The sequence below is a fragment of the Lysinibacillus sp. TE18511 genome (genome assembly GCF_054062295.1).
In genome coordinates, this window is record NZ_JBSSFD010000006.1 from 39684 (window position 1) to 62734 (window position 23051).

19 protein-coding genes and 1 other annotated feature are annotated in these 23051 nt (G+C 37.6%); of the genes, 9 read left to right on the forward strand and 10 right to left on the reverse strand.

The window, feature by feature from the left end; all coding sequences use genetic code 11:
• The first annotated feature begins 22 nt into the window (after positions 1-22).
• The 4 genes from argC to ACVWXS_RS06440 all read left to right on the forward strand — a co-directional run bounded on the left by argC (position 23) and on the right by ACVWXS_RS06440 (position 4366).
• The gene (argC, locus tag ACVWXS_RS06425) at positions 23-1057 is read left to right on the forward strand and encodes an N-acetyl-gamma-glutamyl-phosphate reductase (protein ID WP_456957020.1); all 1035 of its coding nucleotides are present in this window, start codon (positions 23-25) and stop codon (positions 1055-1057) included.
• 91 nt (positions 1058-1148) lie between these two features.
• Positions 1149-2381 carry a bifunctional glutamate N-acetyltransferase/amino-acid acetyltransferase ArgJ gene (argJ, locus tag ACVWXS_RS06430; RefSeq protein WP_456957022.1) on the forward strand — a complete coding sequence of 411 codons (1233 nt, stop codon included), beginning with the start codon at positions 1149-1151 and terminating at the stop codon, positions 2379-2381.
• Positions 2344-3135 carry an acetylglutamate kinase gene (argB, locus tag ACVWXS_RS06435; protein WP_456957024.1) on the forward strand — a complete coding sequence of 264 codons (792 nt, stop codon included), beginning with the start codon at positions 2344-2346 and terminating at the stop codon, positions 3133-3135. The genes argJ and argB overlap by 38 nt, the downstream gene beginning before the upstream one ends.
• Before the next feature lie 100 nt (positions 3136-3235).
• Complete coding sequence (locus ACVWXS_RS06440) at positions 3236-4366, forward strand: acetylornithine transaminase (RefSeq protein WP_456957026.1); 1131 nt, start codon at positions 3236-3238, stop codon at positions 4364-4366.
• Between the two features lie 95 nt (positions 4367-4461).
• On the opposite strand, the gene ACVWXS_RS06445 is transcribed toward ACVWXS_RS06440, so the two are convergent.
• The 4 genes from ACVWXS_RS06445 to ACVWXS_RS06460 form a co-directional block, all read right to left on the reverse strand.
• A complete protein-coding gene (locus tag ACVWXS_RS06445) occupies positions 4462-4614 on the reverse strand; it encodes a hypothetical protein (RefSeq protein WP_456957028.1) in 153 nt (50 codons plus the stop codon).
• Between the two features lie 23 nt (positions 4615-4637).
• Positions 4638-4871: a hypothetical protein gene (locus tag ACVWXS_RS06450; protein WP_456957030.1), complete on the reverse strand. Its 234-nt coding sequence runs from the start codon at positions 4869-4871 to the stop codon at positions 4638-4640.
• A 234-nt stretch (positions 4872-5105) separates the two neighbouring features.
• On the reverse strand, positions 5106-5987 hold the full coding sequence (locus ACVWXS_RS06455; RefSeq protein WP_456957032.1) for an NAD-dependent epimerase/dehydratase family protein: 882 nt from the start codon (positions 5985-5987) through the stop codon (positions 5106-5108).
• 96 nt (positions 5988-6083) lie between these two features.
• Complete coding sequence (locus tag ACVWXS_RS06460; protein ID WP_456957034.1) at positions 6084-9200, reverse strand: transglycosylase domain-containing protein; 3117 nt, start codon at positions 9198-9200, stop codon at positions 6084-6086.
• A gap of 104 nt (positions 9201-9304) precedes the next feature.
• Positions 9305-9508: a binding site (T-box leader), on the forward strand.
• Positions 9509-9591: 83 nt separating this feature from the next.
• Here ACVWXS_RS06460 and tyrS point away from each other — a divergent pair.
• The gene (tyrS, locus tag ACVWXS_RS06465) at positions 9592-10860 is read left to right on the forward strand and encodes a tyrosine--tRNA ligase (protein WP_427496690.1); all 1269 of its coding nucleotides are present in this window, start codon (positions 9592-9594) and stop codon (positions 10858-10860) included.
• A 305-nt stretch (positions 10861-11165) separates the two neighbouring features.
• Here the strand turns inward: tyrS and ACVWXS_RS06470 are convergent, their stop codons facing one another.
• The 3 genes from ACVWXS_RS06470 to ACVWXS_RS06480 form a co-directional block, all read right to left on the reverse strand.
• Positions 11166-11975, reverse strand: a complete 810-nt coding sequence (locus ACVWXS_RS06470) for a cobalamin-binding protein (protein ID WP_456957036.1) — start codon at positions 11973-11975, stop codon at positions 11166-11168.
• Positions 11976-12108: 133 nt separating this feature from the next.
• On the reverse strand, positions 12109-13314 hold the full coding sequence (locus tag ACVWXS_RS06475; RefSeq protein ID WP_456957038.1) for an iron-containing alcohol dehydrogenase: 1206 nt from the start codon (positions 13312-13314) through the stop codon (positions 12109-12111).
• A gap of 394 nt (positions 13315-13708) precedes the next feature.
• Positions 13709-14080, reverse strand: coding sequence for a hypothetical protein (locus tag ACVWXS_RS06480; RefSeq protein WP_456957040.1), 372 nt, complete (start codon positions 14078-14080; stop codon positions 13709-13711).
• 372 nt (positions 14081-14452) lie between these two features.
• Between ACVWXS_RS06480 and ACVWXS_RS06485 the strand changes: the two genes are divergently transcribed.
• Both ACVWXS_RS06485 and ACVWXS_RS06490 read left to right on the forward strand, forming a co-directional pair.
• Entirely contained in the window at positions 14453-14587 is a 135-nt protein-coding gene (locus ACVWXS_RS06485; RefSeq protein WP_456957042.1) for a hypothetical protein, read from the forward strand.
• Between the two features lie 422 nt (positions 14588-15009).
• Positions 15010-15117, forward strand: a complete 108-nt coding sequence (locus ACVWXS_RS06490; protein ID WP_456957043.1) for an IS3 family transposase — start codon at positions 15010-15012, stop codon at positions 15115-15117.
• A gap of 1166 nt (positions 15118-16283) precedes the next feature.
• Here ACVWXS_RS06490 and rpsD read toward each other — a convergent pair.
• Positions 16284-16886, reverse strand: a complete 603-nt coding sequence (gene rpsD / locus ACVWXS_RS06495; RefSeq protein WP_053592359.1) for a 30S ribosomal protein S4 — start codon at positions 16884-16886, stop codon at positions 16284-16286.
• A gap of 452 nt (positions 16887-17338) precedes the next feature.
• Here rpsD and ACVWXS_RS06500 point away from each other — a divergent pair, with 452 nt between their 5' ends.
• On the forward strand, positions 17339-19216 hold the full coding sequence (locus ACVWXS_RS06500; protein WP_456957046.1) for a sensor domain-containing diguanylate cyclase: 1878 nt from the start codon (positions 17339-17341) through the stop codon (positions 19214-19216).
• Positions 19217-19313: 97 nt separating this feature from the next.
• On the opposite strand, the gene ACVWXS_RS06505 is transcribed toward ACVWXS_RS06500, so the two are convergent.
• Together ACVWXS_RS06505 and hisJ are read right to left on the reverse strand one after the other, a co-directional pair.
• On the reverse strand, positions 19314-19793 hold the full coding sequence (locus tag ACVWXS_RS06505; RefSeq protein WP_456957048.1) for a GAF domain-containing protein: 480 nt from the start codon (positions 19791-19793) through the stop codon (positions 19314-19316).
• 23 nt (positions 19794-19816) lie between these two features.
• Entirely contained in the window at positions 19817-20611 is a 795-nt protein-coding gene (gene hisJ / locus ACVWXS_RS06510; RefSeq protein ID WP_456957050.1) for a histidinol-phosphatase HisJ, read from the reverse strand.
• 379 nt (positions 20612-20990) lie between these two features.
• Between hisJ and ezrA the strand changes: the two genes are divergently transcribed.
• Positions 20991-22688, forward strand: a complete 1698-nt coding sequence (gene ezrA, locus ACVWXS_RS06515; protein WP_456957052.1) for a septation ring formation regulator EzrA — start codon at positions 20991-20993, stop codon at positions 22686-22688.
• Positions 22689-23051 lie beyond the last annotated feature (363 nt).

The following is a 23051-nucleotide window of genomic DNA, read 5'->3' on the forward strand; positions in this document are numbered from 1 at the left end:
ACTTATTTCAGAGGTGAGTGTATTGAAAATAGGAATTGTAGGTGCAACCGGATATGGTGGATTAGAGCTTATTCGATTTTTACATAATCATAAAGCGGTGGAGCGGATCGATTTATTCACATCTTCAGAAGAAGGTGTAATTTTTTCTTCTAAGTTTGGTCATCTCGTTCATATTGCTGATACACCATTACAAAAAATTGATTATGGGGCTTTGGAGAAATTTGATGTTGTTTTTACAAGTACGCCTTCTGGGGTGACAAGTGAGCTATTACCTCCATTGGTAGGGAAAGGTCCTAAGTTAATAGACTTGTCTGGGGACTTCCGTTTAAAAGATCCAGCAAGCTATGAAGAGTGGTACGGTAAAAAGGCGGCGCCACTGGATATCATTAGGCAAAGTGTTTATGGCTTAACTGAATGGAATGCAGAGCAGGTTCAACATGCATTTCTTATCGCAAACCCTGGGTGCTATCCAACAGCGGTTTTGCTGTCGTTGTTGCCATTGCTAAAAGAGCGATTGATTGATCCGAGCTTTTTAGTGATTGATGCGAAAAGTGGGATTTCAGGGGCTGGAAATAAGCCTTCGCAAGCGACACATTTTAGTGAGGTGAATGAAAGCTTCTCCATCTATAAAACCAATACGCATCAGCATATACCAGAAATTGAACAGTCCATTGCTATGTTTGCCGGTGTCGATGCAACCATTTCTTTTAATACTCATTTAGTGCCAATGACACGAGGGATTTTATCGACCTCGTATGCGCCAGTTATGCCTGGTGTTACAGAGAAGCAGTTAGTAGCTTGTTTGCAGAATACTTATGAAAAGCATCCGTTTGTGCGAATTGTAACAGATATAAATAGTCTAGGAACAAACCGTGTTAAAGGTTCGAACTATTGTGATATTTTGGTGAAGGTAGATAGCCGTACAAATCGTGCCACAATTGTTGGAGTCATCGATAATTTGGTCAAAGGGGCAGCGGGGCAAGCGATTCAAAATATGAACGTTCAATTTGATTTACCTCAAACGACAGGACTAGATGTCGTTCCATTCTTTATTTAACTTCTTTCAGCGAATCTTTTATGTAGCGAAAGCAGAACGTCAGCTACTATTATATGCCAAGGAAAATTGATTAACTAAGGAGGAATTATTTATGACATTAATAGCATCAACGAGTATTATGAAAAAATTGTCAATTAAAAATATTGTTTCACCAAAGGGTTTTAAAGCTGCGGGTTTACATTGTGGATTAAAGCATAAGAAAAAAGATTTAGCTGTGTTAGTCAGTGAAGTACCAGCAAGTGTTGCAGGTGTATTTACAACGAACGCAGTTCAGGCAGCGCCATTAAAAGTAACGAAAGAGGTTGTGTACGCAACGAAGAAAATGCAGGCGATGATTGTTAATTCCGGAAATGCTAATGCGTGTACAGGGACGCAGGGTGTAAAGGATGCACTAACAATGCAGTCCCTAATGGCAGAAAAGCTTGGCATAGAGGCGAGTCTAGTAGGAGTTTGCTCAACAGGTGTCATCGGTGAAATTATGAATATGGAGCCAGTGGCAAATGGGATTATTCAGTTAGAGCCTATGGATAATTTAGAAAGTGCTATTGATTTTGCACAAGCAATCATGACAACAGATACGGTTATGAAAAACACAAGTTATAGTACGACAATTGACGGTAAAGAGGTAATTATCGCTGGGGTTGCTAAAGGTTCAGGTATGATTGAACCGAATATGGCAACGATGCTTGGCTTTATTACGACAGATGCAAATATCGAATCAGATATTTTACAGTATGCATTATCTGATATTACAAATCTCACTTTTAATGCAATCACAGTGGATGGAGATACATCTACAAATGACACAGTAGTTGCCATGGCAAACGGCTTAGCAGGAAATGAAGCTTTAACGCCTACCCATCCAGATTGGCAAAACTTTTACTATACTCTAAAAACAGTAGCACAAGATTTAGCAAAAATGATTGCCAAAGATGGTGAAGGGGCAACGAAACTGATTGAGGTTGAAGTAGAAGGGGCCATTTCGGATGAAGAGGCACGTAAAATTGCAAAAACGGTAGTAGGTTCACCTCTTGTGAAAACAGCAGTATTTGGCTGTGATGCGAACTGGGGACGTATTATTGCTGCTGTAGGCTACAGCGGTGCAACAGTTAATCCAGATAAAATTACAATCCAAATTGGTGGCGCAACAATGGTCGAAAATGGTGAGCCCATCCCATTCTCAGAAGATGAGTTAATTCAAATTTTAAAAATGAATGAAGTGAAAATCTATGTGTCACTTGGTATGGGTGAGGGCAAGGGGCATGCTTGGGGATGTGATCTTACTTATGACTATGTTCAAATCAATGCATCATACCGCTCGTAAACGAATGGTCATTAAGCTTGGTGGAAGTACGTTAGAAGGCTTAAACGAGTCGTTTTATGAGAATTTTAAAAAGCTTCAAGATAGTGGTGTAGAGCTTATTATTACACACGGTGGTGGTCCGGCCATTAATCGTGAGCTTGCGGCGCGTGGGGTAGAATCACACGCTGTAAACGGTATTCGTGTAACGAGCGAAGCTGCAATTACTATTGTACAGTCAACGTTAATAGGAAAGGTCAATCCAGCTCTTGTTCATGAATTAACAACGGCGGGTATTGCTGCTATTGGTTTAAACGGTTTTGACCGGCAGTTACTTGTAGCGGATTATTTAGACAAAGATGTATACGGTTTTGTTGGTGAAGTAAAAGCTGTTAATACATCTTTATTAGAAGCATTAATTAGTGCGGGTATTGTACCAGTAATTGCTTGCGTTGGAGCAGATGAACATGGTCAGGCGTTAAACATTAATGGAGATACAGTAGCAAGTGAAATAGCACTAGCTATAGATGCAGATAGTTTATTGCTTGTTACGGATGTAAGTGGCATTCGAGTGAATGATGAGTATCAAACGAAAGCGACGTCTTCCTTAATCGATCAATGGATTGAGGAAGGTCATATTTATGGTGGTATGATACCTAAAGTTCAAGGGGCTCTTGAATGCTTAAGTGCAGGTATTCCATCAGTGCAAATTGTTGGCGATTCCCTAGTAGGTACGACGATTTTAGATTCACTCAGTAAAAGTCATTCCTCATTATAGATAAGGTTGCCGTTCTAGTGGCTTTGCGGTAGCAATATAGTTGTTTAGAGAGGATGGTTGAAGGTTTTAACTGTGGAAAATTATAGTAGGGGATGATAAAATGAGTGCTTTATTTGGAAACTATGGAAAACGCCGTGCCAAAATTGTCAAAGGGCAAGGAACCGTAGTAGAAGATGCTGCTGGGAAAAAATATTTAGATTTTACAAGTGGAATCGCTGTAGTGAGTCTTGGTCATGCCCATCCTGCGATTGTGAAGGCTATTCATGATCAAAGTGAAAAGCTTTGGCATATTTCTAATTTATTTGATATACCTGGTCAGGAGAAAGTTGCGCAAAAATTAGTAGCAAACACACATTTTTCTTATGCATTTTTCTGTAATAGTGGTGCGGAAGCGAATGAAGCGGCTATCAAGCTTGCGCGTAAGCATACAGGGAAAAATCATATGATTACATTTGAAAAATCTTTTCATGGGCGAACTTTTGGAGCGATGTCTGCAACAGGTCAGGGCAAGGTACATAATGGCTTCGGACCACTTGTTGAAAAATTTACGATTCTTCCTTTTAATGATGTGGCAGCACTTGAAGCAACGATTGATGATTCTGTCGCAGCCATTATGTTGGAAATGATTCAAGGTGAGGGCGGTGTTAACGGTGTATCACCAGAATTCGCAGCAGCCATAGCGAAAGCCTGTGACGACAAAGGAATTTTACTGATTGTCGATGAGGTTCAAACAGGTATTGGCCGAACAGGAACAAGATATGCTTATGAGCACACTGTATTAAAACCAAATATTGTAACATTGGCGAAGGGACTAGGTGGTGGTTTCCCTGTAGGTAGCATGCTTGGAACAGCTGAGCTATATGAAACATTTGGTCCTGGTACACATGGGACAACATTTGGTGGTAATCCGTTAGCGATGAGTGTTGCAGAAACCGTGCTTGATCATATCTTTGAACCGGCCTTTTTACAAAATGTACAGGAGCTTTCCACGTATTTTGTTAAGCAGTTGAAAGCGAATTTACCGTCAACGTATACGGTTCAAGGGCAGGGCTTGCTTCTTGGCATTGGCTGTGGTGATACTGAGGTAGCTTCGTATATAGCTGCGGCAGAGGAAAACGGCTTATTAATAGTTGGAGCAGGACCAAACGTTATTCGTCTATTACCTCCATTAACCGTGTCAAAAGAAGAAATCGATGAAGCAATAGCAATTTTAAAAACGATATTGCTATAGTGTCCGGACAATTAAATACGATAAAAAATGAATCTGCTAGACTTCCTTTTACAAGAAGTTTAGCAGATTTTTAATAGCTAATCAAAAAAGACTTATCACCATAACGTGTGGTTGATTTCCGTTCCGGCTGGGCGCTTTGTTGCTGACGCTTCGCTTTCGCACAGATAAAACATTTGTAGCTGACGCTTTGCTTTCGCTACAGATAAAACATTTGTTGCTGACGCTTCGCTTTCGCACAGATAAAACATTTGTAGCTGACGCTTTGCTTTCGCTACAGATAAAACATTGTTGCTGACGCTTCGCTTTCGCGCAGATAAAACATTTGTAGCTGACGCTTTGCTTTCGCTACAGATAAAACATTGTTGCTGACGCTTCGCTTTCGCACAGATGAAACATTTGTAGCTGACGCTTCGCTTTCGCACAGATAAAACATTGCCGCTGACGCTTCGCTTTCGCACAGATAAAACATTGCCGCTGACGCTTCGCTTTCGCGCAGATAAAACATTTGTTGCTGACGCTTCGCTTTCGCACAGAGCAGAGCTTCCTGGGGGCGTCCGATGAGCCGCTTGGGCCTACACGATGTAGGTCACGAAGGCGTTATCACAGGACGTGATGCTCTTAGTCTTCGTTCCACTATAGCTGATCCCCAAGGAGTCGCCCAGCCTCCACTCCAATCAACTTACATGGTTTACGTTTTAACAAATGCCATCCGCAAACTATTGGGTAATTTAGTAAAATTTTATTTCAGCTCTTTTACTAATGTTTTTACTAGAGCAGGGAGCCAATCGTGAAGGTGACTAAATGTAAATCCTGCAGCTTCTGCCTTTGCAGTTGACATATACCAATCTGCTGGAACTCCATATGGCGATTGCGACTGTTCATCGCCACCTACAAGTGAAATTTTTGCATGCTTCCCACTAGCTTCTTCAATAAGCCCCATTAAATCTTGTAACGAAATTGCATCCGTTGCTGTAGCGTTATAAGGTCCTTCAATAGGTGTAATGCCAGCAAAATATAAAAATGCAGCGGCTTCTTCATCGGTAATGAAACTCATCTTTGCTTCAATATTTGGGAATGAAATAGGCTGATCCTGTAAAATTCGTTCAACGTGAAAATGTAAACGGCGTGTATAGTCGTTCTCACCCATAACAATTGGGAAACGTACAGCGACGACGGGGAATGTAGCCTCTTTGAAAAGTACTGCCTCCGCTTGTCGTTTACCTTCACCATATGAAAAATCTTCACGCTCACCCATTCGAATTTCATAATCGTAAGGATTAAAATCTTCTTCTGTTTTGACAGTGCTGTTTATGTCATAGGTTGAGAGAGTAGAGGTGAAAACAAGCTTTTTCGTTTTACCATCTAAAATTTTGCTTAGTTGATGAGCCTCATTTGGAGAATAGCAAATATTATCATAGACAATATCCCATGTTGTACCTGATAGTGCTTGTGACAACGCATTAGCATCATCTCGATTAACAACTAGTTGCTTCACCTTTGTACCAAAAGGATTTCCACTTTGACCACGTGTTAAAATAGTTACATTATGCCTATTTTCAATACAAAGTTCAACAAGCCTTTTACCAAAAAAGCGAGTGCCTCCTAAAACTAAAATGTTCATATTTCTTCCACCCCTTCAAATTAGTAGTCCTCTTTATAATGACAAAAAAACAAGCTTACTACAATTCAAAATTGATTGTAGTAAGCTTGTTTATCTTTATTGGGTAGGAGGTGGAGTTGTATTTCCGTTGTCTCCTCCGTTAGAGCCATTCCCGTTATTCCCGGAGCCACTGCCGGTATTGGAGCCATCTCCGTTGTTCCCGGAGCCACTGCCACTATTCGAGCCGTCTCCGTTGTTCCCGGAGCCACTGCCATTGTTTGAGCCGTTTCCGTTGTTCCCGGAGCCACTGCCATTATTCGAGTTGTTTCCGTTATTCCCGGAACCATTGCCGGTATTGGAGCCATCCCCATTACTACCACCGGAACCATTGCCATTTTCGGAGCCGTTTTCATTAATGTCCGAATCATTTTCGTTAGTAGGTGGAGTTGTTGGTGGCTTTTCTTGTTCGTCTTTTTCTTCAGGTTTTTTTTCACTTCCGCTGCCACCAGTAGAAACGACATTGGATTGCGGTGAAGTTAAACCTGTAATATCTACAGCGACAACAGCATAGGCTTGACCACTTGCTACCGTCATACTTTGTGATGATTCAAGTACTGATCCGACAAGTGTCCTACCTCCATTTGTTACGTTATAGATCCGGTAACCGACTACATCATTTGAAGAGCCTGACCAAGATAACGTATTGCCATTAATTGAAGCGGATACTGCTCCAGGTGCATGACTGTCAGCTGGGAAATTAACAGCTGATACCGCTGAATTCGATAATGACGAATTTTTTGGTAATAGGCTAGCCGGATTACCGCCAAGTGGGCCTAGCATCCGTTTAATAAATGCCTGATTAATACCTGCACCACCTGCTTTTACAAATTCTCGTGGTGTACTAGGTAGTGCATTATATGTGTTACCCTTAATCGTAACTACACTAGAAGAAGCTAAGCTATCATCTGGCTGCGAAGGTAAAAATACTTTCGCATTAAACAAATCAGAGTGCACGAGACCAGCATTCGCACATGCTGCAGAAGGCGCTAAACCAGAAATACCACAGAATGATGCAGTCACAACGTTTTTAGGTGCCTTAAAGCTAGTATTAGGGTCAATTAATTGCGGATCTACATCATACACAGAATTCATCAATGTTCCCCATAGCTTGTTAATACGCACACTAGGTTGCTGATACGTATTGTTAAATGCATCTAGTGATTGATTTTGATCATAACCCATCCATACTCCAAGAGAAACATTCGGGTTATAGCCGACTAACCAAACATCTTTATAGTTTTGTGATGTACCAGTTTTAGCAGCGAAGTCGGAAGAGAATTTTAGTGTATTTTTTGCAACTGTACCCGTTCCTTGTGATAACACATCTCGCATCATATCAGTCATGATATAAGATGTTTCAGGGCTGAATACTTGTACAGGTTCAACTTCGTGTTTATAGATGATATTCCCATCATGGTCTTCAATTCTATCAATCATATAAGCGTCGATGAATTGTCCACCATTTGCAAAAGTTGAGTAGGCATTGGTGTTCTCTTCAACCGTAATACCATCTTCTATGGCCCCAAGACTAGCAGAAGGGTTTGTGAAATCATTAGGCTTTAGGGTTGTGATTCCCATCTTTACTAAATAATCGGCAGGACGTCTGTTAAGAATACTATAATATAGACGTGAAGCTGATAAGTTTTGTGAACTCGCTAATGCCTCACGTGCAGGGATTAGTCCTCGTTCATCATTAGTATTATAGTTTGTTGGGCTCCACCCGGGTATAGAGAATTTTACGTCGACTAACGGGCTACCTGCACCGATTACACCGTATTCTATTGCAGGTGCATATACGAGTAAAGGCTTCATTGTTGAGCCATTTGAGCGTTTTGCCTGTGTTGCATAGTTATAACTTTTTAATTCAAAATCACGACCACCGACGAAGCTTAAAATACGTCCAGTAGTATTTTCGATTAAAACACTACCAACCTGTACAGGCATTTGAACCTCAACTTCTTCACCTGTTACAGGGTCCTTTTCTTTAGCTGTATACGTATGACCGTAATACTTAAAGTTTTCCGCTGCTTTTTGCATCGCATCGTACATATCTTTATCGATTGTCGAATAAATACGATAGCCTTTCGAACGGACATCACGGTCTGCTAAGATCATATATCTATCTTTTAATTTTTGTTCATTCTTTAAGCGTTCTGGATCAACACCATCTTCTTTTGCTAGTTTTTCAGCAATTATTTCTTTCGCGCGATTTTCGAGCTCATACGTTAGCCATGGGTAGCTATCCTCAGCATGTATCTCGGCTGAACGGAAGTCGGCAGTGATATCATAAGCGATTGCTTGTTTATACTGCGCTTCGTTAATATAACCTGCGTCTTTCATACGATAAAGAACAGTTTTCATACGATCAATGCCCGGTTGAAGAGCTTCGTCACTTTTAAGATCACCTGTATTTGTAAAAGGTGTGTAAGCAAAAGGTGCTTGAGGAATACCAGCTATGTACGCCGCTTGAGGAAGCGTTAAATCCTTTGCTTTTACGCCGAAAATACCTTCAGCAGCAGTTTCTACTCCTGCGATATTTCGACCTGAAGAGCTACGACCATAAGGAATAATGTTTAAATAGGCCTCTAAAATTTCTTCCTTTGTCATAAAATGCTCTAAACGCATCGCAAGTAAAAGTTCTTTTGCTTTCCGTTCATAGGATACTTCATTTGTTAATACTTGGTTTTTAATAAGCTGCTGAGTTAGCGTAGAGCCCCCTGTTTGAGTAGAAGAGTTTGTTACGTCTTGAAGTAGCCCACGAATAACGGCCTTCGGAACTATTCCGTTGTGTTCACGGAAATACTCATCCTCTGTCGCTAATACGGCATTAATTACATCTGGAGAGACATTATTTAATGTTGTTTCACGACGTTCTAAATCGGTACGTAATTTTCCAATATAAATATCGTCGGCAAAATAAATCTCACTAGTTGAATCGTAGTTAAAAATTTGAGTTCGCAATTCTTCTTTAGAGCGCAGAGGCTCTTCTTTAACGAGTGAAGCAAAATAGCCAGCACCAACTGAACCGACAAATACAGTGCCTACCAATGCAAAGATTAAAAATAGTAAAAATAAGTTCCAGATAACACTTCCGGAAATGCGTAATTTCTTCATCCATTTTCGTACTAATAATTCTTCGATCTTTGCATTGATTTTCTCAATCCATTCTTTCAATGTATCGACCTCCTAAAATCTTGTTTATTATAGCACATATTGATTTAGCTCGAACATAGTTATTGACAATGAAAAAAAGAATCGTATAGAATAATGCTTATAGTTTTCTAGTGATGAAGAGCTTGCAGTAGTGTCTATATTCCCTGTTTAGAGAGCCAGCGGTTGGTGAAAGCTGGTCATAATGTAGAGACGAATTACGTGCTTGGAGCTTAGACGTGCGCGCCTGCGATAAAGGCGGTTGAATGAAGAGGAAGATGGATGACATCTTCAAGCCGGGTGGTACCGCGTTAGTGAATAACGTCCCTGCATGCAATATTTTGCGTGTAGGGACTTTTTTATTTAGATTGGCTCTACACGTAAAGAAACATCAAACACATTAGGAGGAATAGAAATGACGAATGAATTATTACAAGACTTAGAATGGCGCGGATTGTTATACCAACAAACTGATGCTGAAGGTATGACCAAATTATTAGATGAACAGTCTGTTTCTTTATACTGTGGTGTAGATCCAACTGCAGACTCTATGCATATTGGACATATTGTGCCTCTTTTAACACTACGTCGATTCCAAAAAGCAGGTCATCGTCCGATTTTGCTAGTAGGAGGTGCGACTGGTATGATAGGAGATCCATCTGGTCGCTCAGAAGAACGCCAATTGCAAACAGTTGAGCAAATCGATAAAAACGTTCAAGGTATTCGTAGTCAATTAGAGCGTATTTTTGACTTTGCAGAAGATGGCAATGGTGCGCAGTTAGTTAACAACCGTGACTGGATTGGCGATATCAATACAATTGAGTTTTTACGCGATTACGGGAAATTAATTAATGTGAACTACATGCTAGCAAAGGATACAATTGCATCACGTCTTGACACAGGGATTTCATTTACTGAGTTTGCGTACACTTTAATTCAAGGTATTGATTACAATCATTTATACAACCATTACAACTGTCGCATTCAAGTAGGTGGTTCTGATCAGTGGGGGAATATTACAACTGGTTTAGAAGTTATTCGTAAAACGCATGAGGAAGAGACGAAAGCATTTGGTATAACGATTCCATTAGTAACGAAAGCAGATGGTACAAAATTCGGTAAAACGGCTGGTGGTGCTGTATGGTTAGATGGCAAGAAAACTTCTCCATACGAGTTCTACCAATTCTGGATTAATGCTGCAGATGCTGACGTTGTAAAATACTTAAAAATCTTTACATTCCTTTCTCGTGAAGAGATAGAAGCTTTAGCAGTATCTGTAGAAGAGGAACCACATTTACGTAAGGCACAAAAAGCGCTAGCAGAAGAAATGACTCGTTTAATTCATGGTCAAGAAGCATTAGATCAAGCAATTCGTATTACGGCTGCATTATTCTCTGGTGATTTAAAAGCACTTTCTGCTGATGAAATGAAGGATGCGTTTAAAGATGTTCCTTCTTTTGAAATGGCGAAAGAAGATAAAAACATCGTGGATTTACTTGTGGAAGCAGGTATTTCACCTTCAAAACGTCAAGCTCGTGAAGACGTAACGAATGGTGCGATTAGCGTAAACGGTGAAAAGGTCACTGAATTAGAATATGTCATCGACGTTAAGGATCGTTTAGAGGATGCGTTTAGCATTGTACGTCGCGGTAAGAAAAAATACCATATGGTGAAGTTTGTTTAATTCAAACCCATACAACAAAACGAAACATCCCTTCAATCATTTGAGGGGATGTTTTGTTTTGGGTGTTCTATTAAATAAAGTATGGCTCTTTGGCAAAACGAGGGGTTGATTTCCGTTCCGACTGGGCGCTCCACTCCAATCAACCATTTCACATGGCATGTACCTTCTGGCATGTCACTCTAATTTATAGTGATAAAACGAAACTTCAGCTACAATGTTCCTGTGCGAAAACGAGTAGCCTGGAACGGAAATCACGCTCATTTAAAGTGTCACAATATTAACAAAAGCTTCCTTGACCATTTCTTTTAGCTATCTAAAAAACTAGGAAGCTTTAAGTGCCCATATTCTTTTGGGTGAAGTATTTGGGCAAGCTTCAATGCACCCTCTATTAGGCGAGGTGATGGGCGACAATAAAGCCATTCCTCCATCACGTGAAGCTGCTTCATTTGAACTGCCTGTAACTCCTGGGCATTTGGACGTTTTAATAAGATTGCAGGTTGAATACGCTCGAAGGCAACTCCTACCCAAGCCATCATAATATAGTCTGGATTGCGCCTTACTACATCTGCCCAATCAGTTTGCACGCTTGCGAGTTCTACATCTTGAAACAGATTTTGCCCACCAGCAATGGCGCTAATTTCAGTTAGCCAATTTATTTTACCTGGTGTAAAAATAGGGTTCGGCCACCATTCCCAATAGAGCGTAGGTTTTTTAAGAATCGTTTGTGCAACGGAGCGAAGACGTTCAATGTATTGTAAATATTCCTCAGAAATTATTTTAGCACGATCTTCAACTCTACAGGCTTTACCCAATGAATGGAGATCTTGTGCGATTTCCTCTAATGAATTGGCATTAAAAACAATGTGAGGAATATTTCTTGCTTGTAGAGCTTCGATATTTTTTTCCATACCTGGTACACTTAAGGATGCGAGTACAAGATCAGGCTGTAATGCTTCTAATGCGTCCATATTAATGGATAGGTCTGGACCTAGCTGTGGTAAGTCTTTTACTGCTAATGGCCAATCTGAGAAATCATCGACACCAACAAGCTGATCTGTCAAACCTAGATAAGCAACGAGCTCAGTATTACTAGGACAAATTGAGATTAAACGCATATTCATATCTCCAATTCTTTTTAAGAAAAGTATAGCGAGTGTTGGCGTTACATACAATGAGCGAACGCATTTTCGACTCAACAAAAACGGCATGCCTGTAAAAGACATGCCGTTCTATTTGTTTTATTGTTTATTAAGAAAGTGCGACAGCTTCAAGTGACTCTTCTTTCTTCGCTACAGGGCCCATCGCGTTCGTAATAATTTGTTTAATTTCCTCTAAAGTTGCTTTACGTGGGTTTGTTGCAGCACATACATCTAACATTGCGTTTTTCGCTAAGATTTCAATATCCTCATCCTTCGCACCTAATTCGCGGAAGCCACATGGAATGTTTAAATCTTTAGAGAGATTTTCAATTGTTGCAATTGCTTTTTCAGCAGCATCACGTTTACTTAATCCTTCAACGCTTTCGCCTAATAATTCAGCAATTCTTGCAAAACGCTCTGTGCGTGCTGTTAAGTTGAAGCGGCAAACATGTGGCAATAAAATAGCATTACATACGCCGTGTGGTAGGTTATAGAAGCCACCTAATTGATGAGCAATCGCATGTACATAGCCAAGTGATGCATTATTAAATGCCATACCTGCTAAAAATTGTGCGTAGACCATTTGCTCACGTGCTTCTAAATCTGCACCGTTTGCATAGGCACGTGGTAAATATTCAGGAACTAGCTGAAGTACCTTTTCAGCACATGCATCAGTAATCGGTGTTGCGTTTGTCGATACAAACGATTCGATAGCATGTGTTAATGCATCTAAACCAGTTGCCGCAGTTAGGGCAGGAGGTAAGCCAACCATTAACTCTGGGTCATTAATTGACAGAAGTGGTGTAACGTGTTTGTCAACGATGGCCATCTTCACTTTACGTGCTGTATCCGTGATAATTGTGAAGCGAGTCATTTCACTTGCAGTACCAGCAGTTGTGTTGATAGCGATTAATGGCACCAATGGGTTTTGAGATTTGTCAACGCCTTCGTAATCATGAATGCGTCCACCATTCGAAGCAATAAGTCCAATACCTTTCGCTGCATCGTGTGCGCTACCTCCTCCAAGAGATACGATTGAATCACAGTTTTCAGCATGGTATACTGCAACTCCATCTTCAATGTTCTGATCTGTTGGATTTGGTTCTGCTTTCGGGAAAATCGCTACATCAATTCCAGCAGCTGTAATGATGTTAGCAATTTGTTCAGAGAGACCTAATTTGTGTAAGCCCTCATCTGTTACGATTAATGTCTTTTTCACTTCTAAATCATTTAAGCGTGTACCAACTTCTTGAATTGCTCCAGGTCCAAATAAGTTTGTTTTTGGCATTACAAATTGCTTTAGAACGTCTGACATATTTCCAACCCCTTTAACAAAATTGTTATTGCTTGAATGATGGCGAACCACCTTCCGAAATTCATGTTATTCTATTCCTTGTAAAAGTTCAACTCGTATTTTTATTAAAATTGTTAATTTTATTCATGTTATTATTTTACAAAAAAGTTAGCTGTTTTTTCAGGTTGCTGAAAGATTGAATTGTCTAGGGTTGTTTAAATGGAAGCGTTTTTAAATTGTTTTCTTATAAAAGTAAAATATATTTTTTGGGAGTCGGTTCTATTTTAACGATGGGCTGAATAGTAAAAAACTGATATATTGTTTCTATTATAAAAGTAGTGATTAAGTTGTTAATAAATTGTGAGATTACTATTGTAAAGTACAAAAAAACGTCATAAATTATTAGAATATTTAATTAATTTATCTTTCTTTTTAAAATGTTTAAGGAAACCCATAATGCGAGAAGTAAATAAAGAATGACTGTATACCCAATTAATGCGCACATATAGAAAGTTGCTTCTGAATCTGTATTGATAGGGGGATAACCACTGTGAGCATTAAAATGATAGATCTCTTGCTCATAACCGAACCAAATAGCTATTAACAAAAAGGTTAATAAAAGGAGGGTCAGTAAAGCTTTTTTATGAAAAGTGATATGCAGTAGACTTTCTTTAAAAGTAATTGGATGCTTAAATTCCTTGCTTTGCTGCTTTTTAAAAGGTACTAAGAAAAAAATCATCATGCCACTATAAATTAAGGCCATCACAGTAAGTTCAGAAAACCCCATAATTTCCTCCTTGTAATTTGAAATATTTTCTATTTAGACTACCGTAAAGACAGAAGGTTCCTTTTTTATTTTTTAAGCATTTTCAGGGCTCATCACTAAAAGTTGATTGGAGTGGAGACTGGGAGGGAAAAGTATGTATTGTTTCTCCAACGGCAGGTATTATTACTACAATTCTTTACCTAATAGTTGGGCTTATATTGCGAACTAAACGAAAAAAGCTGAAGAGGGAATTGTATCAAAATCGAGTTCATCAGCTATCGTATAAAAAATTATCGATGAAAAAATTCTAGGAGCCATTAATCTAATAAGGTTTCTAGGGTTTTTATTTTTAAGGAATTCTTGGATGGGGAAGGTCTCCTTACTTACGACAGTTTGGGTACAAAAACGTATTATTGGTTCGGTAAAGAATTTAATAGAGTTATTACCTTTGCAAAACTTGAATTTAAGCAGGACGGTGATGGATTATCTTTAATACATGATCGTAGTGAGTTTAACGACATTGACTAGTATTTAAAATATCAATCACATATAAGTTGAATAAAAAACAGATAACATAAATACTAATCTGTTGATCATCAAAGCCTAGGTACTCAATTAATTATGAGCCTGGGCTTTTTATTATTGTACTGTGAAACTATATTTGGATTCATTTCTTTGGATCAAGTTTTAAACTGAGCACCAAACTAAAGATTACTATTATACAAAGAATAATTAAATCAATATTATAAATGGAGAATATTGTATTTCCCGATTTCACGATATCATAAATTCTAATAATAATACCTAGCAAAGAACAAATTAGTACTAAAATAGCAATTTTTTTCATGTTATCCCTCCTGAAATTGTATTATCGTAATATTTTGTAATTTAGATAAATATAATCAAAAAAACTCTATCCACCATTATTGAATATTTGAGTATTATTGGAAATGAAAAGGGGGTATATCGACTACTATGACAATGAACATATTAGACAGAAACTGGCTGGCATGAGTCCATTAAAATACCGAACTCATGCCAGCCAATTAGCTGCATAATAAAAACTTTAACTTTAGGGGGCACTACTATATGAATGAATTACTTTTCTACAAACCTAAGTGTTTGATTTGTGTAATATACATAAGCTATCTTCGACAAACTTGGTTTAACAACGTTCGCGTAAACAGATACCACGTAACAGTGTTGCCCTCTATCATAAGCTGTTCTTAGTTTGCTTGGACTACTCTCAATAGCAGACGCTAATGAGTTAGCAAGCTGGAGAAGTAACCCCGCCTGCAAATTGATGATCCTGCTAGTAAAATAATAGAGGGGACCATAACTAGGAGTCTTAGTGACTTTTTCATGTTTTACCCCCTTTGATTTAAAAGAAAAATCTGAAAATGATTGAGAAAATGAAGAACGTCACAAAACCTAGAGAAAAAATAAGAATGTTTTTTGTCATGTTTTTCATGTTCTTCCCCCTTTCATTTTCGATAATACACAAATATTCAATAACGGTGAATTGGGATTTCTGATTACTCTAATATGAAAAACTTTTTTAAGAAACTCCCTAACCGTGTAATTGCTACTCGGCTCTTTTTCTACGAAACAGTAATTTACTACTTGAAAGCAGTTCCTAATTTAAAATATTAATAAAAATTTAAGCGTGGTATTTCATCCTTCTTTACTTTTTCCTGGGTATGTTAAAAACATATCATTAATTATAAATGGTTCAAAATCAAGTTTTGTTATTAATTGAACGAAAATTGATAAAATTCAGATATAATAGTGTTCGTATGTTTTATATTCAACTTGTACTTGATTTTTTTTCACTCTTTTTTTCCTGTTTGTGAATTAATCGCAATAAGATCAACTCAGTATCCTAATTCTCCAAAGAGGTTTTATCAAAATATGTTCAAAAGGGGACAAAAGTTGATTTATATTATTTTTTTTTGGATTCAGTCTTATAGGCAGAAGGAGATAGAGAAGAATATCTTTTTGAAAGTGTGGTAGAAAATTGAATAAATCTGAGTTAGTGTACACCTGTCCGTATGTTATTTTATAAATTAATTTAAAGAAAAAAACGCTCCCCTAGACGCTCCCCCAAATCCCCCGAATAAAAACGTAAATTTCCGATTGACTGATTATATGCAAAAACCCCACAAACACTTGTATAAACAAGGTTGCGAGGTTTGAGAACCGTAAGTAATCTAACGTTAAAAAATTAACGAGAGTAGTACTCTACGATGAATGCTTCGTTGATCTCAGCTGATAATTCAGAACGCTCTGGAAGGCGAGTGAATGTACCTTCTTTTTTGTCAGCATCAAATGTTAAGTAGTCAGGTACGAAGTTGTTTACTTCGATTGCTTCTGTTACTACAGCAAGGTTTTGAGATTTTTCACGAAGAGAAATCGTTTGACCTGGTTTTACGCTGTATGAAGGAATATCAACGCGTTTGCCATCTACTAAGATGTGGCCGTGGTTTACTAATTGACGAGATCCACGACGAGTACGAGCTAAACCTAAACGGTAAACTAGGTTGTCAAGGCGAGTTTCAAGAAGAACCATGAAGTTTTCACCGTGAACACCTTTCATTTTACCAGCGCGGTCGAATAGAGTACGGAATTGACGTTCGTTCATGCCGTACATGTGACGAAGTTTTTGTTTTTCTTGAAGTTGTAAACCGTATTCTGATAATTTTTTACGTTGGTTTGGACCGTGTTGACCTGGTGCGTAAGGGCGTTTTTCGATTTCTTTACCTGTACCGCTTAGTGAGATACCAAGACGACGTGATAATTTCCAAGATGGACCTGTATAACGAGACATATTGTTGTCTCCTCCTTTAAATTTGGTTTTTTTGTTGTAAAACAAAAACCAGTAGTACCCATTCTTATACGTATTTTATTTTCATGTACTTTCGCCTATGCAGCCGTTAGGTTACACAATACACCATCTAATCTGTTTAGATATACTAAATGAAATAGAGGAATAAAATACAGTAATAAGCTTATACCACTGCTGCGTTTATTTTACACAAACTACATTGTAACTGCTTCTTACATAGACGTCAATTATTACACTAACTATTTTCAAAAAAGATATGTAGTAAGAATTTCCTCTATATACAGTTCATGCAACTCCGATATAGTTCAATGATGCAGTGAAAATGTAAAATATAAAAGTAAAATAGAATAACATAGTCAAAATGACACAAATTATGTATAATGTACTGTAAGTTAATAGTAATTTATTGGATGTTATATAGAAAAGGTGATTTCATGACAGACCATTTACAAACGCTAAAATATATACAATCAGATGTTTTGAGCTTTTGGGTGAATTCTAAAGCACAAGCCAGTTTTAATGAGTATTTTTATTCATTAAAACAGTGTCTAAAGAAGCGCTTGGGGATTGTAAATGCTGCTTTTCTCAGTTTTGACAGTAATTCTTTAATACCTGTTGAAGAGATGGCTGCTTTAACAATCGAAACAAAACTAAATGCTGTGTCATGGCAAATGATTGAAGCTAGTTTTTATCAACAAAATGTGGTGAAAATTCCTTATATATTAAAAGAAAAAGAAGCTTATAAGATGATGACAGATTTGGTGCTATTCCAAGCAGAGGGCAAAACGCCAATTGGTGTGCTACTTGTAGAGGCGACAGATGCTTGGACAGATTTTATGACTTCAGATTATGGGGAAGAGTGTGTGGAAACCCTTACGAAGGTTCTTCAGATGATCAGAGAAAATTTAGAACTAAAAGTGAATGAAGATCAATATAGAAAATTGTATAATATGACAGATTTATTTCATTCCACAATGGATATTGATTTAATTTTAGAAAATGTCTTGAAAAATATAAAGGATAATTTCCCAGAGTTTAATGTGGAGCTTATACTATCGAATGATCAAGACCGCCGTACGACTATCGATATTAAGCTTTTTGATTACTTATCTGAAAGACCTGCAACGATTGAGGCTTTTGTCTCAGGAGAACTGACGACAGAGCTTGCAAGTGATTTGAATTGTCGATTATTAAACGCTCCAATAAAAGGAAGACAAGCTATTTATGGCATTTTACAAGTAGGTGCACCTACATCATATCTTTTTACAACGACTGAAAAGGATTTTGTACGTATGTTAGCACAAGCATCTGGAAACGCACTCGAAAATGCAAAATTATATCATCAATCGCATCGCCTCGTAAGTGACTTACAACTCATCAATGAAACCTCGCATCGTTTAAATATGAGGATTGACATTCATGAAATGTTACTTTTTCTACAAAAACAGTTGAAATCCCTTCAACCAATGGAAGTTTGTTTCGCTTTTAAACATAATGACTCCTTTGAAGTGACAGATGCTAGTACAGCTTTATTCAATTCAGAGAAGGGTCAAATATATATAAAACATGTTGAACAACATTTTGAACATACCAATGATCCACTGTTTATTGCTGACTTCAGTCGATTAACCTCTAATCAAATTGAGTATCGTTCAATTATGGCAATCCCAATCTTAATGGAAGAAAAAATTAATGGTTTTAGTATTGTGTTACACAAGGAGCCGTATTTCTTTTCATTTGATAGCTTTAAATTAATGCAATCATTAATCCATCATTCTTCTTTAGCCATTGCAAACTCCATATTACGAAATCAACTTCAAGAAATGGTAGATTTGGATCATCTGACAAAATTGTATGCTAGAAGTTATTTAGACCAATATGTAGAGAAATCGCTTGAAAAAGATCAATCAGGGATGTTCCTACTCATTGATATTGATAATTTTAAATACATTAATGATACGTATGGTCATCAAATTGGTGATAAGATTCTTATGCAAATTGCGTTAAAGTTAAAAGAAACGATTGGAGATCGTGGTATTTGTGCACGCTGGGGTGGAGAAGAAATGTCCGTGTGTGTCCCAAATATTGATGAGAAAGAAGCAATTGAATTGACAACAGCAATCGTTGCAGTCATTCCAAATGCAACGGATCCTCAGGTGACAATTTCAGCTGGTCTCATAACGTGGGATGAACAGTACCGTCCAGCGTTTCAATCTGTTTTTTCATATGCAGATACAGCTCTATATGAAGCGAAAAACAGTGGTAAAAATCGATTTTGTATTCATGATCGATTCTGCCAAACAAATTCATAATGTAAAAAAAGTAAAAAGATGTTTTGGAAATAAAATGTAAGCCATTCTTATATGCTGAAATGCCCTGAAATGACAATAAATCATTTCAGGGCATTTTTTATAAATGCAGGAGTAAGGTTTTTACGAATAGCTCTAACCCCTCTTGATCCTCCTTAGAAAAGCGATTGATGATTGGACTGTCGATGTCAAGAACACCAAGTACAACGCCTTCTTTAATCAGGGGAATAACGATTTCGGATTGGGAAGCGGCGTCGCAGGCAATATGCCCTGGAAAGGCATGTACATCTTTGACGACCATTGTTTCTTCTTTTTCTACAGCTGTGCCACAAACACCGCGTCCGATTGGTATTCTAACGCAGGCAGGTAAGCCTTGGAATGGGCCTAATACGAGTTCTTCTCCCTGCAATACATAAAAACCAACCCAGTTAATGTTTGTTAGAAATTGATTTAGTAATGCAGAAGCGTTACTGAAATTAGCAATACGATCGCTTTCTCCTGTCAGTAGTGCATCTAATTGTTTTGCTAATGTATCATATTGCTCTACAACTGATCCTTCATAATTAATTTGTGTAAACATAAAGCACCTCGTTTGAAAGTTATTTATTTTGGATATATAACTTGATAGTGTTGATGTAAATCAGTCACACTATGAGCATCTGAACCAAAAACAATTGGTAGCCCAATAGATTTACTATAATCGATAAAGGAAAATGGTGGATAAGGTTCCTGACAATATGTTTTACTTAAACCAGCGCTATTTAAGTCTAGCTCATAGCCTTCTTCCTTCATTAAATCTAAAACTTCTCGAATCCGCGTAGAGTCATCAATTTTCACCATATGTGCTAATTGAAATTTGTGAATAAGTGAAGGATGCCCAATGCGCTTAGGTTTGTATTGTCCTAAATCTGCTTTAATTGATTGTAGGACAGTATCATAATATAAATCATACACCTGTTTAATAGAACCCACTTTTTTTGAAAAAGTTATAAAATTTTCTGGAGAAAAATCTATACATTCAAAGGTGTTTTGCCATTGTAAGAAATGGACCGATAAAATAGAGTCATCTAAAAAGTGTCCAAATGTGTCTAGAAATTGACGAGTTTCTTGTTCAAAACCTTGAATATAGTCAATCTCTAAACCAATTTCAATGCGAATGTCTTGTGCGTACTCCTTTTGAAGGCTCTGCAAATCTTCAAAATAAGGCATTAAAAATTCTGGGTTCATACCACTATCTTGCTCTGGTGTAGGGTCTACAAAACTCGATGGTAATGGAGCATGTTCTGTGAAGGTAATATGTGTAAAGTTATGAGCGATTGCTTTTTCAATATATTGTTTAAACGAATCCGAAGTACCATGTGGACAATATGGGGTATGAATATGGCCGTCACGTTTCATAAAGTTACCACTCCTTTAGTTTTTGGATAATAACGATTTTTAGTACGCCAGTTGTTCAAAATTTAAGTAATTGTCATTTTGAAAAGGCATAAATACACAAAAACACTCAAATTTTAGTACAAAAGGCGAAAACATAGTATATAATAAATACAACTAGCCAATTCGTTTATCTTCATTCAGCAGAAGACTTCCACCTCTCAAGGTGATGAGATGAATGCAAATGAGGTTTCTTTTTAGTGGTGTCCAAACACCTACTGGATGAAGATAAAGCCTCCGGCGGATGTCACGGATTTTGAAAGGAATGAATTGTGCAAACACAATTCAAAATCTGGACGCAATTACGCCAAGGCGATATTGATTTTAGAATAGGGGGCTTACGATGGAGTATATCATCATTCCGGTTATCCTACTATTAATTTTAGCGATAGTAGGATTTATGATGCGACGAAAACATACAATAATTATTGCTGAACTTGAAAATGAAAAATCACAAATACAAAACAATCCCATAAATGAAGAAATTTCGAAAGTTAAATCTTTAAACATGAACGGTGAAACAGAAGAGATGTTTGAACGATGGCGCAATAGTTGGGATGAAGTCATCGATGTACATATGACAAAAATTGATTCGCTTTTATTTGATGCAGAGGATCAAATCAATAGACTTCGTTTTAATAAAGCAACATTAATTGAACGTGAGATAGAAGATTACATTGAAAAATGTGAACAAGATAAAGATAAAATCTTAGAAGAACTAAATGAATTAATTGGCAGCGAAGAAAAAAATCGTATTGAAATTGAACAATTAAAAGAATATTATCGCTCTGCACGTAAAACATTGTTAGCGCACCAACATTCGTTCGGCATCGCATTACCAGCGCTAGAGAAAAAGTTAGAGACGTTCGTTCAAAAGTTTGAAGAATTTGATGTGCTCACTAGCGAAGGGAACTATTTGCAGGCGCGAGAAATTGTTATTAGCTTAAATCAAGAATCACAACAGACATTTGAATACATTAATGATGTACCAACAATTTTGACTGAATTGCAAGTAAAGCTACCAGGAGCTGTACAGGAATTACGCAGTGGTCAGCGTGAAATGGAGGAGCAATCCTATTATTTACAGCATTTAGAACTAACTAAGGCGCTGGATAAATTTGACGAGGAATTTTCAACATTAAAAAATGAATTAGCAGAGCTTAACTTAATAGCTGTGAAGCCACGTGTTGCTGAAATAAATGAAGAGATTGATCAATATTACGACCTGCTTGAAAAAGAGGTTATTGCTAAAAATTACGTGGACCAAAATTGTGATCGTTTATTAAGCTCGATTACTAATGTTATCAGCTCAACAAGATTAGTAAGTGATGAAGCAACCTTTGTGCAGCAAAGCTATCATCTAAATGAAAAAGATGCAGAAATTCCAAAAGCTGCATTAAAGCAATTAGAGGCTTTACAACGTCGCTATGATTTATTGGCGATGCGTGTTAAAGAAGAAAAATCTGCATCCTCAAGTTTGCAGGAAGAATTGATTGAAATTAATGATGAGCTTGAACGTATTCATGAGGAGCAGGGACATTTATCGAATACGATGAAGAAGCTACGAATTGATGAAAACAAGGCTCGCGCGCAAGTAGAAAGTTTAAAGAAAATATTACAAGAAACAGACAGGTTATTGAATAAGGCTAATATTCCGGGGATCCCTGAGGAGATGGATGCACGTCTAGATGAGGCAGCAGAGCACATTTATGTAGTTATGCAAAGCTTGCAAGAGGTACCTCTTAACATGGGAACGGTTCATAATAATTTAAATGCTGCAACACTTTGTGTGGAGGACGTAAAGACAAAAGCACATGAATTGATAGAAAATGTAATGCTGATAGAACGTATTATTCAGTATGGTAATCGTCATCGTGCTACAAATGCAAAATTGCATGCGCGTTTAAAAGAAGCCGAAAAAGCTTTCCATCAATTCCGTTATTCCAAGGCACTAGAAGAGGCTGGAACGGCAGTTGAGGAGATGGAGCCTGGCGCTTTAAAAAGAATTCAATCACTTGTATCTGAAAAATCAATGTCATAATAGGTAAGAAGAAGCAACTAAAAAGAAATTCCATCGGCTGTCTAAAAAGTAGAGTTAATGCTTTTTAGACAGTTTTGTTATGGAAGTGCATTTTTTTCAATATGAAAATGTCTATAATGCGAAAAAACGGGCTAGCAGTCAGTCACCGGAATGTTTAGAAAGATTCACAAGGTGCCTTTACCCAACATTGTAGAACGCTAAAAAAGAGGTGTTAAAAAATGCGATTTTTTATTCGGGAAATGAATGAAATTTATGCTATTAATATTTTAAATTGGAAATATGAAGCTAGTCAATTAAGAAAAATTTGTGGGAACGCTTGTTTTTCTTGAACTACTAGTGTGAAATAGCTTCAATATAGCTAAA

Excerpts from the sequence above, each read along its gene's own strand:
- argJ (WP_456957022.1), top strand. The coding sequence starts at position 1,149 with ATGACATTAATAGCATCAACGAGTATTATGAAAAAATTGTCAATTAAA.
- argB (WP_456957024.1), top strand. The coding sequence starts at position 2,344 with ATGACTATGTTCAAATCAATGCATCATACCGCTCGTAAACGAATGGTC.
- ACVWXS_RS06440 (WP_456957026.1), top strand. The coding sequence starts at position 3,236 with ATGAGTGCTTTATTTGGAAACTATGGAAAACGCCGTGCCAAAATTGTC.
- ACVWXS_RS06445 (WP_456957028.1), bottom strand. The coding sequence starts at position 4,614 with ATGTTTTATCTGTGCGAAAGCGAAGCGTCAGCAACAAATGTTTTATCT.
- ACVWXS_RS06450 (WP_456957030.1), bottom strand. The coding sequence starts at position 4,871 with ATGTTTTATCTGCGCGAAAGCGAAGCGTCAGCGGCAATGTTTTATCTG.
- ACVWXS_RS06455 (WP_456957032.1), bottom strand. The coding sequence starts at position 5,987 with ATGAACATTTTAGTTTTAGGAGGCACTCGCTTTTTTGGTAAAAGGCTT.
- tyrS (WP_427496690.1), top strand. The coding sequence starts at position 9,592 with ATGACGAATGAATTATTACAAGACTTAGAATGGCGCGGATTGTTATAC.
- ACVWXS_RS06470 (WP_456957036.1), bottom strand. The coding sequence starts at position 11,975 with ATGCGTTTAATCTCAATTTGTCCTAGTAATACTGAGCTCGTTGCTTAT.
- ACVWXS_RS06475 (WP_456957038.1), bottom strand. The coding sequence starts at position 13,314 with ATGTCAGACGTTCTAAAGCAATTTGTAATGCCAAAAACAAACTTATTT.
- ACVWXS_RS06480 (WP_456957040.1), bottom strand. The coding sequence starts at position 14,080 with ATGGGGTTTTCTGAACTTACTGTGATGGCCTTAATTTATAGTGGCATG.
- ACVWXS_RS06490 (WP_456957043.1), top strand. The coding sequence starts at position 15,010 with ATGAAAAGGGGGTATATCGACTACTATGACAATGAACATATTAGACAG.
- rpsD (WP_053592359.1), bottom strand. The coding sequence starts at position 16,886 with ATGTCTCGTTATACAGGTCCATCTTGGAAATTATCACGTCGTCTTGGT.
- ACVWXS_RS06500 (WP_456957046.1), top strand. The coding sequence starts at position 17,339 with ATGACAGACCATTTACAAACGCTAAAATATATACAATCAGATGTTTTG.
- ACVWXS_RS06505 (WP_456957048.1), bottom strand. The coding sequence starts at position 19,793 with ATGTTTACACAAATTAATTATGAAGGATCAGTTGTAGAGCAATATGAT.
- hisJ (WP_456957050.1), bottom strand. The coding sequence starts at position 20,611 with ATGAAACGTGACGGCCATATTCATACCCCATATTGTCCACATGGTACT.
- ezrA (WP_456957052.1), top strand. The coding sequence starts at position 20,991 with ATGGAGTATATCATCATTCCGGTTATCCTACTATTAATTTTAGCGATA.